15 protein-coding genes are annotated in these 14,618 nt (G+C 44.5%); 10 read left to right on the forward strand and 5 right to left on the reverse strand.

Translation table 11 applies throughout. From position 1 onward, the window contains the following. Positions 1 to 86 precede the first annotated feature (86 nt). Both IGI73_RS05195 and IGI73_RS05200 read left to right on the forward strand, forming a co-directional pair. The gene (locus IGI73_RS05195; protein ID WP_015509363.1) at positions 87 to 365 is read left to right on the forward strand and encodes a (4Fe-4S)-binding protein; all 279 of its coding nucleotides are present in this window, start codon (positions 87 to 89) and stop codon (positions 363 to 365) included. Next, complete coding sequence (locus IGI73_RS05200; RefSeq protein WP_010747845.1) at positions 353 to 625, forward strand: GNAT family N-acetyltransferase; 273 nt, start codon at positions 353 to 355, stop codon at positions 623 to 625. The genes IGI73_RS05195 and IGI73_RS05200 overlap by 13 nt, the downstream gene beginning before the upstream one ends. A gap of 66 nt (positions 626 to 691) precedes the next feature. Here the strand turns inward: IGI73_RS05200 and IGI73_RS05205 are convergent, their stop codons facing one another. The 5 genes from IGI73_RS05205 to IGI73_RS05225 form a co-directional block, all read right to left on the reverse strand. After that, positions 692 to 2,446, reverse strand: coding sequence for an ABC transporter ATP-binding protein (locus IGI73_RS05205; protein WP_428206438.1), 1,755 nt, complete (start codon positions 2,444 to 2,446; stop codon positions 692 to 694). After that, a complete protein-coding gene (locus IGI73_RS05210) occupies positions 2,443 to 4,173 on the reverse strand; it encodes an ABC transporter ATP-binding protein (protein WP_010747847.1) in 1,731 nt (576 codons plus the stop codon). Before IGI73_RS05210 ends, IGI73_RS05205 begins: the two co-directional genes overlap by 4 nt. 15 nt (positions 4,174 to 4,188) lie before the next feature. Continuing rightward, positions 4,189 to 4,728 (reverse strand): GNAT family N-acetyltransferase, encoded by a 540-nt coding sequence (locus tag IGI73_RS05215; RefSeq protein WP_317738248.1) that lies wholly within the window; start codon positions 4,726 to 4,728, stop codon positions 4,189 to 4,191. Positions 4,729 to 4,878: 150 nt separating this feature from the next. Beyond that, positions 4,879 to 5,238 (reverse strand): hypothetical protein, encoded by a 360-nt coding sequence (locus IGI73_RS05220; protein ID WP_225000933.1) that lies wholly within the window; start codon positions 5,236 to 5,238, stop codon positions 4,879 to 4,881. Between the two features lie 74 nt (positions 5,239 to 5,312). After that, positions 5,313 to 6,245 carry a helix-turn-helix transcriptional regulator gene (locus IGI73_RS05225; RefSeq protein WP_428206437.1) on the reverse strand — a complete coding sequence of 311 codons (933 nt, stop codon included), beginning with the start codon at positions 6,243 to 6,245 and terminating at the stop codon, positions 5,313 to 5,315. 77 nt (positions 6,246 to 6,322) lie between these two features. Between IGI73_RS05225 and IGI73_RS05230 the strand changes: the two genes are divergently transcribed. From IGI73_RS05230 to IGI73_RS05265, 8 genes are all read left to right on the forward strand, one after another. After that, positions 6,323 to 6,787 (forward strand): VOC family protein, encoded by a 465-nt coding sequence (locus IGI73_RS05230; protein ID WP_086338456.1) that lies wholly within the window; start codon positions 6,323 to 6,325, stop codon positions 6,785 to 6,787. Between the two features lie 193 nt (positions 6,788 to 6,980). Beyond that, positions 6,981 to 8,120 carry an LCP family protein gene (locus IGI73_RS05235; protein WP_086292080.1) on the forward strand — a complete coding sequence of 380 codons (1,140 nt, stop codon included), beginning with the start codon at positions 6,981 to 6,983 and terminating at the stop codon, positions 8,118 to 8,120. Positions 8,121 to 8,297: 177 nt separating this feature from the next. After that, positions 8,298 to 9,212, forward strand: a complete 915-nt coding sequence (locus IGI73_RS05240; RefSeq protein ID WP_428206435.1) for a cation diffusion facilitator family transporter — start codon at positions 8,298 to 8,300, stop codon at positions 9,210 to 9,212. Positions 9,213 to 9,977: 765 nt separating this feature from the next. After that, positions 9,978 to 12,644, forward strand: a complete 2,667-nt coding sequence (locus IGI73_RS05245; protein ID WP_428206434.1) for a cation-translocating P-type ATPase — start codon at positions 9,978 to 9,980, stop codon at positions 12,642 to 12,644. Between the two features lie 209 nt (positions 12,645 to 12,853). After that, positions 12,854 to 13,261, forward strand: a complete 408-nt coding sequence (locus tag IGI73_RS05250; RefSeq protein ID WP_034857624.1) for a MarR family winged helix-turn-helix transcriptional regulator — start codon at positions 12,854 to 12,856, stop codon at positions 13,259 to 13,261. A gap of 14 nt (positions 13,262 to 13,275) precedes the next feature. Beyond that, positions 13,276 to 13,911: a nitroreductase family protein gene (locus IGI73_RS05255; RefSeq protein WP_428206433.1), complete on the forward strand. Its 636-nt coding sequence runs from the start codon at positions 13,276 to 13,278 to the stop codon at positions 13,909 to 13,911. Between the two features lie 14 nt (positions 13,912 to 13,925). Further along, complete coding sequence (locus IGI73_RS05260) at positions 13,926 to 14,213, forward strand: putative quinol monooxygenase (RefSeq protein WP_309419493.1); 288 nt, start codon at positions 13,926 to 13,928, stop codon at positions 14,211 to 14,213. 2 nt (positions 14,214 to 14,215) lie between these two features. Next, positions 14,216 to 14,575, forward strand: coding sequence for a DUF1304 domain-containing protein (locus IGI73_RS05265; RefSeq protein WP_270787655.1), 360 nt, complete (start codon positions 14,216 to 14,218; stop codon positions 14,573 to 14,575). Positions 14,576 to 14,618 lie beyond the last annotated feature (43 nt).

Genomic DNA, 14,618 nt, shown 5'->3' on the forward strand with positions numbered 1-14,618 from the left:
GATTTATTTTTTTCTCGAGAAGTCGTATGATGAAGGAGGAGGCAGGCAGATTGCTTCTGACAATCAATAAGAGGAGGGTGTTCAACATGGACGAACAGCCACTAGGCAAGGAAACAGAAGCAGGGTTGATCGCTGCAGGATATCGGAAGTATCGTGGCGAAGCGATCGATATTTATTATAACAAAGAGATCTGCACTCACAGCGGCAACTGTGTGCGGGGCAATCCCGCTATTTTTGAAGTTGGGCGGCGCCCATGGGTGATTCCTGATAACGGGGAAGCAGCGCAAGCGGCACAAGTGATCCACACTTGCCCCAGCGGTGCATTAAAGTACATATTAAAGGAGGAAGAACCATGGAAATCTTAGAAGAAAACACTCGATTTGTGTTAAAAGACGGCGACAAAGAAATCGGTGAAATGACCTGGTCGGAAGCGGGCGAAACACGCTTGATCATTGACCATACCTTTGTCGATCCCGCTTATCGGGGCCAAGGTCTGGCCGAAAAATTAGTGGCAAAAGGGGTGGAAAAAGCCCGCAAAGAACAAAAGAAAATCATTCCTTTGTGTCCCTTTGCCAAAAAAGAATTTGAACGCAAACCAGAATATGCCGATGTTTGGAACCAATAAATAAAAAAGACCCCCGTCAGCTCAAGCAGGTACCTTTGAGCTGATGGGGGTTTGTGGTATGGCTGATCAATGTTGGAATTGAGCATGGTACAGGCGATAGTAATAGCCTTGTTCTGCCAGTAATTCTTCATGGGTTCCTTGCTCCACGATTTGACCGGCATCCATCACCAGGATCTTGTCTGCTGCTCGAATCGTTGATAAGCGATGGGCGATCACAAAGCTGGTTTTGCCTTCCATCATTTTCAAGAAAGCATCTTGGATTTTTTTCTCAGTCAGAGTATCAACCGAACTGGTTGCTTCGTCCAAAATCAGCATGGGTGGGTTGCTGATCATCGTGCGGGCGATCGTCAATAGCTGCCGTTGCCCGTCAGAGATCTTGATTCCTTGATGACCGATCGGTGTATCTAGTGTTTCTGGTAGGCGCATCACATACTCATACATATAGGCATGCTTTAAGGCATCATAGATTTCTTCATCTGTGGCAGTGTCATTGCCGTATTGCAGGTTTTCTCGTAAAGAGGCATCAAAGAGCCACGTATCCTGCAAGACCATTCCGAAGCTTTGCCGTAATTCTTCTCGTTTCAACTGACGAATATCGGTGCCATCGATCTTGATTGCCCCTTTATCGATATCATAGAAACGCATCAATAAATTGACCAACGTCGATTTACCAGCACCAGTTTTTCCGACAATCGCGACGGTTTCTCCAGGTTTTGCGGTAAAAGTGAAATCTTCAATCAGTTTTTGACCAGGATCATAAGCAAAAGAAACCTCCTCAAAGGCAATCTCGCCTTTGATCTCACCCAGTGATTGAGATTCTTGGTCATCGGCTGTTTCGGGCTCTTGATCCAAGAGCTCAAAGGTTCTTGAAAGTCCAGCTAATGCCGTTTGGATCTGGGTGGTAATTCCCGACAATTCAATGAATGGTTTCGAAAACTGACTGGAGTAGATCGTAAAGCTGGAGATCACCCCAACCGTGACGGCACCTGAACCAGAAAAGTAAAGCAGACCGCCGACAAAGCCGACTGACAGATACGCCAAGTGATCGACGAATCGTGAAAGGGGATTGGTCAAAGAAGAAGAAAACTGTGCTTTTTGCCCCCGGACATTCAATTCTTGGTTGATCGTTTCAAAACGGTTTTGGTTGATGGTTTCTCGATCAAAGGCTTTGACGATTTTTTGATTGCCGATCATTTCCGTAACAAAGCCAGAAATTTCGCCGACGATTTCTTGTTGGCGAGCAAAATGCGACTGAGACGTTCGTGCCACGATCCAGTTGACCAAAAAGATGATCGGGGTCGAAACCAATACGACCAACGTTAAGGGCACACTCATTTGCAGCATGACGACTAAGGCGATCAAGACGACCGAAATACCAGAGAACAGCTGGTTAAAGACTGCAGCGACGGCAATGGAAATATTGTCCATGTCGTTGGTAAAACGACTGACGATGTTGCCGTGGGAGTTTTGGTCATAATAGCGCAACGGCAATGTATTGAGATGGGCAAAGCCTTTTTTACGTAAGTCGGCGACGGATAAATACGCCACGCGGTTGCCTAGTCGCTGGATCAACCATTGACTGACCACAGTCACTAAAACCACTCCGGCAAACAAAAGCAAAATGCGATAGAGGGCGCTGAACTGCACTTGATCGGCACCTATCAGCTGATCGACGGCTTGACCGATCTGATACGTCATATAAACCGAGGAGACACCAGCAGCGATCCCGAGGACAACTGCCGCCCAAGTTTCCTTCGCGTAGGCAGTCAAATAAGGGAGGTAGCGACGAAAGGCCGACCAATCGAATGATTTCTTTTTCATGCTTCTTCCTCCTCTGCCTGTGATGCCACGATTTCTTGGTATTCTTTTGACGTTGCCAGTAGCTCTTCATGGGTCCCTTTGCCTACCAAATTCCCTTGGTCTAAGACTAAGATCTGCTGCGCATCTTGGATGGAGCGAACCCGTTGGGAGATGATGATGACCGTACCACGAATGCTTTCTTTTAAAGCCATCCGCAAATCAAGATCGGTTTGATAGTCAAGGGCACTTAAAGAATCATCCAAAATCAAGATATCTGGTTTAGCGATCAATGCTCTGGCAATCGTTAACCGTTGTTTTTGTCCTCCAGAAAAGTTCTTGCCGCCTTCAAAAATAGGGGTATCCAATTGCTGCGGCAAGGCTTCAACGAAGTCGCGGCTTTGAGCGATTTCTAGTGCACGCCAGCACTCTTCATCGGTGGCATCTTTTTTGCCCCATTGCAAGTTTTCTCGAATCGTTCCCGTAAACAGCACGGCGGTTTGAGGCACCATGGCGATTTTTTGGCGTAATTGCTGTAAAGGCCATTTCCGCACATCGTGTCCGTCAACGATCACTTTGCCATCTGCCACATCGTAGAAGCGGGGGATCAATTGGGTCAAGGCAGATTTCCCACTCCCGGTTGGTCCAGTGATACCTAAAATAGACCCCGGCGCGACTTGGAAATCAATGTTTTTCAAGGCTAATCCGTATTCTTTTGAAAAGCGGAAATCAACGTGCTCAAAGCGAATCGCTCCGACGTTGTTTTTCGGCTGATCCATAAAGACTTCTGAAAGCTCATCACCGATCGACGGCTCAGTGGCTAACACTTCGTTGATCCGTGAACCAGATGCTGCCGCACGGGTAAAGATGATCACTAAGTTGGAAACCACGATCAACGCTAAGAGCATTTGATTCATGTAATTGACCAGTGCCAATACTTGTCCTTGCTGCAAATTGCCAATATTGACCTTGAATCCACCGATATAAAACAACGCGATAATGCCGACATTCATGATCAAGGTGGTGGCAGGCGTCAATAAAGCAGAGAGATTTGTGACCCGTAAATAGACATCACTTAAATCATCAGTTGCTTTATCAAAGCGTTTTGTTTCTGTTTTTGTGCGGGCAAAGGCACGAATCACCCGAATCCCGCTTAAATTTTGACTCACTAGTTCGTTTAATTCGTCGAGATGAATTTGAACTTTCTTATATAATGGCACGGTTTTGGCGATGATCCAGAATAAGACGATACAAAAGAGCGGTAAGACGAGTAGGAAAATCAAGCCAGCTTGCCAATCAATGACAAAGGCCATAATCACCGAACCGATACTTAAGAAGGGCGCACGGACCACCAGCCGAATCAGCATCGCCAAAGCAATCTGCATCTGATTGATGTCGTTGGTCATTCGGGTGATCAAGGTATCCGTCCCGAATAAGTTTAGTTCGCTATGGGAAAGGGTGTTGATTTTTTTCATCAAGCGATTGCGTAGTTCCGTCCCGAAGCCTTGAGAAGCGACGGAAGCATAATACTGACAGATGACGGCACAGATCATGCCTACCACAGACATCACGATCATCCAGATCGTCATTTCAACGACTTTCGACCAATTGTTTTGCCGTAGCCCCTCATCGACTAAAGCGGCCATCTGCAAAGGCAGGACCAATTCAAACACCGCTTCTAAAAATTTGAAAAACGGACCAAGAATAATCTGTTTGCGATAATCCTTGGCATAGCGTAACAAGCTAATCATAAAAAACCTCCTAAATTATTTCGGATGAGCAGGATGTTCACTGGCCAAACAGGCAAAAACCAAACTATCGGTCCATTCCCCCTTGTTCCACCAGTCTTGGATAAAATGTGCTTCTTGGCGTAATCCAATGCGTTGGCAAAGCTTGGCTGAGGCCTGATTGCGGGCGTCTAGCGTCGCTTGGACCCGATGGATCTTCTGACTGGCAAACAACCAGCCCAACAATTCTTTCAATGCTTCTTGAGCAAACCCTTGGCCGCCAAATGACGGATGGAAGGCATAGCCGATTTCAACGGAAGACGGCTGACCAGTAGACCACACCGACAAATCGCCGATGACCGTTTGGTCGTGTAGTACTGCCAAAGAAAGACCTGCATGGTCCGTCAAGGCGTGCTGTTGGCATTTTTTGGCAAAAGCTGCCGCTGCTGTTTCTGTCTGCCAAGGCTCATGGAGTAAGAAACGGCAGACTTCCGCTTGCTGATAAATAGCAAAGGTATCGGCAAAATCACTTTCTTGAAACGGACGGAGCAGTAAACGTTCACTTGCAATAAAACCCATAACAGCCTCCAATTCTTTAGGGACATCTTACCATAGAACGAAATAGCCGAAAACATCCCCTGAAAAATCTATTCATTTTCTTGCAAAAAAAATGTAAATCACTTGAAAAGTCTTTTTCTAGGAAAACGAACCTTGCCAGTTGCTGCTCATTTACCACGACTGCCAGCGGGCAAGAAAGGTTTTTTGCCAATCTCCCAAGGGCAAGATCACTCGCTGCATTTGAAAACGGTAGGTTTCCCCTTTATAAGTAAAGCGAATCGGGACGAGCATCCCTACAACAGGATCTTTGTGCTGTTTTTTCAGCTCAGCAAGCGGTATGCTTTTGTGCTGCACGACTTTTGTCGAGAAAAGATTCAACGCCAAAATCGTCAATTGCTGATTATCCAAGACGAGCAGGCTACGGCTGGTGATGGCGTTGAAGGACTGCCATTTTGCATAGCCGATGGCAGCCCCTTCTGTCCTATAGGGGGCAGCCAACGCTTGGAAGGTTTTTTTATTTAAAAGAAACATGGGTAGAAAACTCCTTATCAATTAGAATCAGTTTCGGCGCAAGCAAGCAATCAGTAATCAATGCAGGAAAGCGGTCAGTCCGTTGCAAATGGCTGCAGCATTTGCCGAACGTTTTCAGTATACGCTTGTTTGAGGACTAACGGGTGGATTTCTTTGATGGTTGGACCAAATTGCAAGAGAAAATCAGCCAGAAAACCCAGCTCATTGTCGGCAATGTGCCCCTCTAAGCAAAGCTCGCTAGAACGTTCCACCACTGCCATGTCAGGATATTTTTCTTGCCACAAGCGTTCCTTTGCCGATAGATCAAAGCGGATGTGATAGCCCAGTGATTGTGTCAACACTTGTTGCTGCAGCTGTTTTTCAGCTAACTGCTGCAAGGTATAGCCTGTTTTTTCAGTCGGAGCAAGTCCCTGCATTGCATCACAGCGATAGCGGCGAAAAGCCTGCTTTTGACAGTCATAGGCCAAACAATACCAGTAACCAGCGCGAAAATCCAGCTGATAGGGTTGTACGGTTTTGTTCGTTTTTTGATAACGCTGATAGCTAAATTGGATGACCTGTTCTTGTACGATCGCTGAAAAAAGCGCTGAGAGGATCGGTGTACTCGTCAATTGAGGCACCCCTTGAAACGAAACCCCCGTCTCCATTTTTTCTAACCACTCGGTGTCTCCTTGATAAAAAGACTGCAACAGTTTTCGCCGTAGCCCTTGATAGCTCCGATCAAAAGGAGAATCGGTTAATTTTTGTAAGAGCTGCAAAGCAAAGAAAAGAGTATACCGTTCATTTTTGTCAAAGTACAACGGGGTCAGTTGATTTTTCAAAATCTGATAGCCGCCATAACGACCGGTTTCTACCACGAGAGGCAAGCCCAGCTCTTCCAATGATTGGACATCACGGACGGCTGTACGTTTTGAGATTGCGAAGGTTTCCATCAAATCGGCTAGATGAAAAGTGGTTTTTCCTTGTAAATACAATAGTTCCTGTGTTAAGCGTTCTGATTTTTTCATTTCTTTCTCCAATGGTGCCAAGTTTTGGCAATATTCACAGTTACACTTATGGTAACAAGAAAAGGAGGAACCAACAAATGATCGAACCAAAAATCGCTTTGTTTTTAACCTTAGACGGCAAAGCACAAGAAGCCATTCAATTTTATCAAGAAACACTAGACGCAACCCTCTTATTTGCCATCACCAACCAGGAGTATCGTGAGAGACTTGATCCAACGCTGGAGATTCTTGCGGGACAAGAACAGTATCTTTCTCACTCCATCCTACAGATCGGAGATTTCCAGTTACAGCTGGCAGACAATCCATTAGTTGAAGGAGAGACGATTCAGCGAGGCAATCACTTGTCACTGAGTTTGACGCTAGCGGAGAGCCAAATAGCTCAGAAGCTTTATCAACGATTGAGGCAAAAAGGCAGTCAGACGATCCAAGCACCAAGTGAGAATGCTTTTGCGTTTTTTTATGCAAGTGTTCGCGATCCCTTTGGTGTAATTATTCAGCTGACTGTCGAAAAAGAAGTTGATCCCTCCAAAAAGGGTGAATGAAAAAACTCGTTTTTTAATAAAATATCCATAGAAGTTGACTAATTATCCAAGTTTCTTTCAATCCCAGAATTATTTTTAAGGAATGTTTAAAGGACTTCACAGAAAAAGAATAAAACTTCTTAAAAAAATAGGCGGATCGTAAAAATTCTGGTACAATCGGGGAGAGCAATTCAGGAGAAATGAAGGAGGCACTATGGATAGAAAGACGAGATATAAACAGCAAAGAGCCCACAAAGCGCGCAACAAACGCGTGATTATTGGAGGAATCTTTCTTTTCGCCATTGCAGGCATCGTTTTATTTGCCGGCTATACGTATTATGCAGCAAAAAATTCAGTGGATAAAATGTTTAAAGAATCCGCTGTGATCAGCTCTAATAAAAGTAAACAGGACAACTCATTAAAAGCTTCTGACGTGAATTCAAAGTTTGGGATCTTGTTAATGGGTGTTGATAATGATGCGGAACGTGAAAAGACAGAACATTTGGACAGTGCCCGTACCGACAGTTTGATTTACATGGTGTACGATGGCGAAAACAAGAAAATCGATATGGTCAGTCTCCCTCGAGACATTTGGACCAACATTTATGATGGAACAGGAACCGGGACGATTGCTGCTACCGCCAAGATCAATAGTGCATTCACGATTGGTGAGGAAGACGCAACGATTGAAACAGTCCAAAACTACCTGCAATTGCCAATTGACTATTACGTAAACATCAATTTTACCAGTTTTGAGAAAATCATCGATGCCATCGGAGGGATCACTGTTGATGTGCCTTACGACATCAACAAGAAATATACTTCAGACAACACGGGAGAAACATTGATTCCAGAAGGTCGTCAATTGTTGAACGGTGAACAAGCCTTGATTTTTGCCCGCATCCGTAAAATGGATACCGATGTGGATCGAGGAAATCGTCAGCAAGAAGTTATTGAAGCAGCAATCCACCAAGCTTTGAAAATCAATAATGTCACCAAGTACCAAGAAATCTTAGACTCAGTCAGCGAAGACGTGAATACAAACTTCAAGTTTGAAGACTTAGTATCTTTAGCAGGCAATATGTTGTCTGGATTCGATATTCAAAAACATACCTTTGAATGGTACGATGGGGAATCTTATGATGGACAATCGATCGTATATATTCAAGACTATTCTTACAATGAAATTCGTAACGATATGTTGAAAGCATTAGGTCAAGCACCAGCAGATACACAAGCAGATGCGAATACAGAAGCCCAAACCGGCGTAGGTACCGATACAGGAACCGAAACCGGTGCAGGAACTGGCGACGGATACGGCTCGGAAGTCGTTGATGACGGAACCGGCTACTAATCAAGAGAAAAAAGTCAGGAGCGATCCTGACTTTTTTTGTGCCCTCAGTCCTTTTTAAACCCCAGTGAAGACAAGGTCAGACCCGCAAGCCACTTTCGTTTTCATCTAGGAAGTGCAGTGCTATGCTTAAGAAAAGAGACAGATTGTTACAGCGATTCCGACACCGAAGGAGGAAGTATGATGGAAAAACAGCAAGAGCAAAAAGCCCGTAGAATCGTTTTGCTGACCCATGTCTTAGGGTTGATCATGAAAGCCATCGGCTACTTCTTTAGCGGCAGTGCTGTCTTGATGAACGAAAGTATCCATAGTCTGATCGATTGCATCAATCAAGGACTTCTAGCCATTGGTGAAAACCGAGCACAGCGAGGACGCAGCGAACTGCATCAGTTTGGTGAAGGACGAGCGACCTATTTTTTTAGTACTGTAGTTGCCATGACAGTTTTTTTAGGTGGTGGAATTTTAGCGGTTGTTGAAGCTAGCCGTGATCTGCTAGACCCCACCCACGAAGTGGAACAGCTCCAGCTGGTGGCAGCGATCTTATTTGTCAGTTTGTTCATTGAAGTGACAGCTGTTCAAGAGGGCTGGCAAGAAGTCAAAGAACAAAACAAGCAAAACCAGCCCCTCGTTCGTTTCTTAAAAGAAAGCCGCGATTCCGATCTGCTTTTAGGCTTCACGGAAAATTTATTTGCCTTAGGTAGCGTGACGATCGCCATCGCAGGGATCTTATTGACCGCATTGACGGACAATCCAGTATTTGATTCCCTCGGCGGCATTTTAGGTGGATTGTTGCTGATTGCTGCTGCTGTCTTTTTAGCCAAAGAATTTTATAGTCTCTTGATTGGAGAAGGCGCCTCTGCTTCTGATTTAATGGCGATCAAACAAATTTTAGCCGATCCTGCCATCATTCAAATCAAAGATTTGCGAACCCTCCATCTAAGTCCAGAAGAACTTTTGATCGTCGCCGACCTTAGCTTGAAGCTAGGACCCGAAGAACCAAGCGTATTTATCGATACGATCGAACAGCGGATCAAACAGGCTTTGCCTGATCTGCGAGTCTATTGCTACATCGAGAGTGAGGAAGTTCCCTCTTAAATTAGAATAGATACGAAGTATTCCTCGGTTGGTGATTTATCATTCAAACGAGGAATGCTTTTTTGGGGTATTGGCGTGCTTGTTTTATATGAACACAATGGATCATGACTTGTTTTGCTTCAACCTTTTCAGACGATCAGCAAGGAGAATGTCAGCGAGAGGTCGCAATTCAATTGTTTTTTTAGCAATAAACAATTTTTTTGTTCAAAAGTTTGTTGTTTTTTGTTAAAATAAAGTAAGGACAGCAAGCGTTCTCTTTTTAAAGTTATTTTTTTGCTAGAGTTGTAACATTGTAAATCACAACATAGCAAAAGCTTAGTTTATTAAGAAAACACCGAAACGAGTACCTGTTTGGCATTACTGACATGCTGCCCAATCGTCACCAAAAGCGGTGGTGCTAATTTTGTTACGACTGTTTTTTTACACCACTTGTGAAGCAAAATCCTTTGCGAACATCTTCATCCATGATAGGTTAGAAGTAGGCCGGATGGTTTTTTCACAAAGTACGTACATAGAAAGATCACTTGCGACGATTAAAAGAAGCGACTTCATTGCTCGCAAAATGATCGATGCTCAACACACATACCTTTTCCCTCAGCCAGTCAACCTGCGCTTGCTTTTCTTATTGGTTATATTCCCTTCATTCAGCGATCGCCTGAACCGATTCAAATCAAAAAATGACTGTGCAAGGTATCTGTACCGATTTATCCCTTCAGAAACGTGGAAACCCTCGGCAAGAAGTTTACAATTAAAAGGAGGAATTTGATGGAAAAATTTTACCAGCAAAAGACTGAAGAGACCTTGAAACATTTTGAAAGTGACCGCAAGCAAGGCCTAAGCGGGAAAGAAGCCGACAAACGCTTAGAAAAATACGGAGAAAACACGATCCAGCAACAAGAATCCCTTTCTGTATGGGAATTGCTGTGGCATAACTTGAACAACTTGATTGTTTATTTATTGCTAGCAGCTGCGTTACTCTCTTTTGCGATGGGGGAAACGATTGAAGGAATTGCAGTATTGATTGCCGTGGTGATTGCTGTAATGACAGGCTTTATCACAGAATTACGAGCACAAAAATCAATTGATTCTCTTCAAAGCATGATTTACACTACCGCAAAAGTGATTCGTGATGGAGAAGTAATGGAGATCGAGTCGGCAAAAATCGTTCCAGGCGATATTCTCGTTTTGGAAGAAGGGGATGCCATTGCGGCAGATGCCCGCTTACTTGAAACGAGCAACTTTGCCTGCATCGAATCAGCGCTGACCGGTGAGTCAGAAGCTGTTGAAAAAGATGCACGAGAAACCTATGAAGAAGATGTTCCACTAGGCGATCGCCGCAATGTCGTTTTCGCAGGAACTGCGGCAACTCGGGGAAATGCCTATGCTGTAGTGACAGAAACCGGTATGAAGACCGAGGTCGGAAAAATCAGTGACATGCTGACGGGTGACAAAAAGCGTCAAACGCCGTTAGATATCGAATTGGACAAGCTAGGAAAAGCAATCATTATTGCAGCACTCTTTGCTGCGGTGGCAGTTTTGATCGCTGGGGTCTTGACGAATCAACCATTTGTCGAAATGATCCATATCTCGATTATTTTGGCGGTCGCAGCGATACCTGAGGCAATGCCAGCCGTTTCGACGATCACATTGTCCCGAGGCATGCGGACGATGGCCGAGCACAAAGCACTGGTCAAATCGTTATCAGCTGTTGAGACCCTGGGCGCCACCAGTATTATTGCCAGTGACAAAACGGGGACGCTGACAGAAAACCAAATGACGGTTGCTGAGATCATTTTAGGTTCAGGAGAAATGTTCAAAGTAACAGGAAATGGGTATGAACCCAACGGGAAATTTTACAAGGCAGACTCGGAGGATGAAACCGAGATCGATGCAGCCAATCATGATGCGCTGCAAGGAATGATCGAAAACGGTGCTTTATGTACCACCGCTACTTTACGTGAAAACGAAGGGCAATACGAGATCCTCGGTGATCCAACAGATGGGGCGTTCGTCGTTTTAGGTCAAAAAATCGGCATCGATCGCCAAAAAGAGCAGGACAGCGGGCTGAAGAAAATCGCAGAAATGCCCTTTGATTCCGACAACAAATACATGGTGACCGTGTATGAAGGAAAGCAACGGACATTGATCATCAAAGGGGCACCAGATGTCTTGATTGATTTAGCCGATGCTGATGCCAAAGAAAAAGAACAGCTTCATGAATACAATGACACGTTAGCCAGTCATGGGCAGCGGGTGATCGCTGTCGGTTACATCAAGGATTATCAAGGTGGAACGGACGAAGCAGAGCTGAAAGCAGCACTGCAGGAAATCAAGATCCAAGGCTTTGCGGGCATCGTCGACCCGCCGCGAACAGATGTCAAAGAAGCAGTGAAGGTCGCACAAGAAGCGGGGATCCGAGTGAAAATGATCACGGGGGACCATCCGAAGACGGCGTCCATGATCGCCAAAGAAATTGGCTTAAAAGACCATGAAAAAACCATGACGGGTCGTGAGATCGATGAATTGGCAGGGCAAGAAGGCTTTAACGAAAAAATCGAAGAAGTCGCTGTCTTTGCTCGAGTTTCACCAAAAAATAAATTACAGCTTGTGGAAGCGTTGCGTGAAGAAGGCGATATCGTTTCAATGACTGGCGATGGGGTCAACGATGCGCCAGCACTCAACGGCGCCGATATCGGGATCGCCATGGGGATTCGTGGGACAGAAGTAGCCAAAGAATCTTCCGATATGATTTTGACGGATGACCGTTTTGGAACGATCGTCGATGCTATCAAAGAAGGACGCATCATTTTTGACAACATCAAAAAATATGTTTCCTTCCTGTTCTCTTGTAATATGGTTGAGATCGTGACGATCTTTCTAAGTGTCATTTTCTTGATGCCCATGCCGATCCAACCGCTGCATATCCTTTTCTTGAATCTAGTCATCGATATTGCTCCAGCCATGGCATTAGCCTTTGAACCAGCTGAAGACGACATTATGAAGCGCCAGCCCCGCACAAAAGCGGATGGCCTCGTTAACAAGCGTTTCTTAGGACGCATCATTTTAAGTGGGGTTGTGATTGGTTTGGTGGCGTTTGGCTTCTTCAACTTCCTGATGCTGACGGATCACGAGTTGCTTTATGCACAAACAGCAACCTTTACCTTTATGGCAGTGGCGCAATTGATGCATATTTTCAACGTTCGTAAGAGCAGCGGCTTTGGTTTAGACAAAACCCTCTTGAAAAACAAACCATTGATGGGGGCATTGCTCCTTTCCGTCGGCTTACAGCTTTCAGCGGTCTATGTACCGTTTATGAATGAGCTATTGGATACGATGCCGATTCAAGCTGGCACGTGGGGCATTATCTTCGCTGCTGCAGCGATCTCTACACTGATCGTGATGGGCTTGAAGAAACTCTTCCAATTAAAATAAAATAAATTCTACCGTATTTTCTCAATACTGGAGTCACGAAGATCCGCAGCCTGCTGGTGTACCTTCATCAAAGAATTTCTGATTCGATTCTTGATGAGGTTCGCCTAGCTGCGGGTCTTTTTTGCTTACTCTTTACAAGCAAAAGAAAATGATTTATAATTGACTAGTCAACAGTTGACAAGTCAACGATGAAAGGAGCGGTTTATGCAATGAATTTACGTGAGCTAAGCGGATTGCTGTATCGGATGAAAATCGTGAATCAAGAATTAACGGCGATCTTTGAAAAAGAGACTGGCTTTAGTCTGACCCGTTATCAGTTGCTGCAGTTTTTGAATGAGCAAGGACGCTGTACCCAAAATCAAGTACAGAATGAATTGAAGATCGATAGTGCAGCGGTCACGCGGCATTTGAAGATTCTCGAAGAAAAACAATTTGTGACACGGGAACGAAACAAAGACAATAACCGCGAGATTTTTGTTTCTTTGACACCGAAAGCACAAGCCGATTTGGCTAGTTGTGCTTCAAAGCATGCCAGCTCTGAGGAGTCGTTAGGCATCAATTTGACCGAAAAAGAAGAAGCACAGCTTCTAACATTACTTATGAAATTAGTTCCATGAAAGAAGGCAAACCCATGACAGAATATAGCAATAACAATTTTTCAGAGATCACCTTTGGCCGAAAATCGGTTCGTGTCTATGATGAAACATACAAAATCCACCGTGAAGAAATGTTGACCATGATCCAAGAGTCAACGACAGCACCTTCCTCAGTCAATATGCAGCCTTGGCGCTTTGTCGTTGTGGAAAGCGATGAGCAAAAAGCAAAATTGAAACCGTTGATTCGTTTCAACGTCCGTCAAAATGATACCTCTTCTGCAATGGTCTTGATTTTTGGCGATATGCTTTGTCATGAACTAGGAGAAGAAATCTATAACAAAGCAGTAGCAGAAGGCAAAATGCCAGCGGAAGTACGTGACCAACAATTAGCAGCGATCATTCCGCATTACGAAAATCTTACAAAAGAACAAATGAATGATGTGGTGAAGATCGACGCTAGTTTAGCTGCCATGCAATTTATGTTAGTTGCGCGGGCGCATGGCTATGAAACCAACCCAATTGGCGGCTTTGAAGCAGATCAATTAGCCGAAGCTTTTGGCTTAGACAAAGAACGTTATGTTCCTGTCATGATCCTTTCAGTCGGAAAAGCCAAAGAATTAGGCTATGAATCCGTTCGGTTAGACGCAGAACAAATTACGACATTTCTATAAGAGGAGGGAAAACGATGGAAATCATTAATGCAACGTTTTACATCAAAGAAGAAAAGCGGGCAGATTTTTTAGCCGCTGTTACGCCATTATTAGCATCGGCGAGAGCTGAGGAAGGCTGCCACGGCTATCATCTCTATGAATCATTGGAAGAGAACAATCGATTTGTCATGGTCGAAAAATGGGCGAATCAAGAAGCGATCAGCGTTCACAATCAAAACCCGCTGCTGCAACAATTATTCCAACAAATGCCTGACTTTGCAGCCAAACCGAGCGAGATCGTTGTCGCTCATCAAGGAGAATAAAGATGACGATTTTATCGACGATTTTGATTGTACTGGTTGCCTTAGAGTTTTTCTATATTCTCTATTTAGAAACATTTGCCACTACGTCCAAAGCAACGGCGCGGGTCTTCAACGTGACGAAAACAGAGCTTGAACGACCGATCGTTGGGACCTTGTTCAAAAACCAAGGAGTTTACAATGGGCTGATCGGTTTGGGGTTACTGTATAGTATTACCTTTGCTTCAGCGCCATTGGAAATCAGTCGCTTGCTGTTGATCTACATTATATTAGTGGCTGCATATGGCAGTGTGACTAGCGATAAGAAAATTATTTTGACTCAAGGCGGTCTAGCGATCCTTGCCTTGCTGTCCACCTTTTTTTGACCAATAAAAGAAGAAGTCCCTCGATCGAAGAAAGCTTTTCTAT

It is taken from the genome of Enterococcus sp. DIV0755f (assembly GCF_051713725.1).
GTDB lineage: Bacteria > Bacillota > Bacilli > Lactobacillales > Enterococcaceae > Enterococcus_D > Enterococcus_D casseliflavus.

Excerpts from the sequence above, each read along its gene's own strand:
- IGI73_RS05210 (WP_010747847.1), bottom strand. The coding sequence starts at position 4,173 with ATGATTAGCTTGTTACGCTATGCCAAGGATTATCGCAAACAGATTATT.
- IGI73_RS05215 (WP_317738248.1), bottom strand. The coding sequence starts at position 4,728 with ATGGGTTTTATTGCAAGTGAACGTTTACTGCTCCGTCCGTTTCAAGAA.
- IGI73_RS05260 (WP_309419493.1), top strand. The coding sequence starts at position 13,926 with ATGGAAATCATTAATGCAACGTTTTACATCAAAGAAGAAAAGCGGGCA.
- IGI73_RS05255 (WP_428206433.1), top strand. The coding sequence starts at position 13,276 with ATGACAGAATATAGCAATAACAATTTTTCAGAGATCACCTTTGGCCGA.
- IGI73_RS05195 (WP_015509363.1), top strand. The coding sequence starts at position 87 with ATGGACGAACAGCCACTAGGCAAGGAAACAGAAGCAGGGTTGATCGCT.
- IGI73_RS05265 (WP_270787655.1), top strand. The coding sequence starts at position 14,216 with ATGACGATTTTATCGACGATTTTGATTGTACTGGTTGCCTTAGAGTTT.
- IGI73_RS05235 (WP_086292080.1), top strand. The coding sequence starts at position 6,981 with ATGGATAGAAAGACGAGATATAAACAGCAAAGAGCCCACAAAGCGCGC.
- IGI73_RS05225 (WP_428206437.1), bottom strand. The coding sequence starts at position 6,245 with ATGAAAAAATCAGAACGCTTAACACAGGAACTATTGTATTTACAAGGA.
- IGI73_RS05250 (WP_034857624.1), top strand. The coding sequence starts at position 12,854 with ATGAATTTACGTGAGCTAAGCGGATTGCTGTATCGGATGAAAATCGTG.
- IGI73_RS05240 (WP_428206435.1), top strand. The coding sequence starts at position 8,298 with ATGATGGAAAAACAGCAAGAGCAAAAAGCCCGTAGAATCGTTTTGCTG.
- IGI73_RS05205 (WP_428206438.1), bottom strand. The coding sequence starts at position 2,446 with ATGAAAAAGAAATCATTCGATTGGTCGGCCTTTCGTCGCTACCTCCCT.
- IGI73_RS05245 (WP_428206434.1), top strand. The coding sequence starts at position 9,978 with ATGGAAAAATTTTACCAGCAAAAGACTGAAGAGACCTTGAAACATTTT.
- IGI73_RS05200 (WP_010747845.1), top strand. The coding sequence starts at position 353 with ATGGAAATCTTAGAAGAAAACACTCGATTTGTGTTAAAAGACGGCGAC.
- IGI73_RS05220 (WP_225000933.1), bottom strand. The coding sequence starts at position 5,238 with ATGTTTCTTTTAAATAAAAAAACCTTCCAAGCGTTGGCTGCCCCCTAT.
- IGI73_RS05230 (WP_086338456.1), top strand. The coding sequence starts at position 6,323 with ATGATCGAACCAAAAATCGCTTTGTTTTTAACCTTAGACGGCAAAGCA.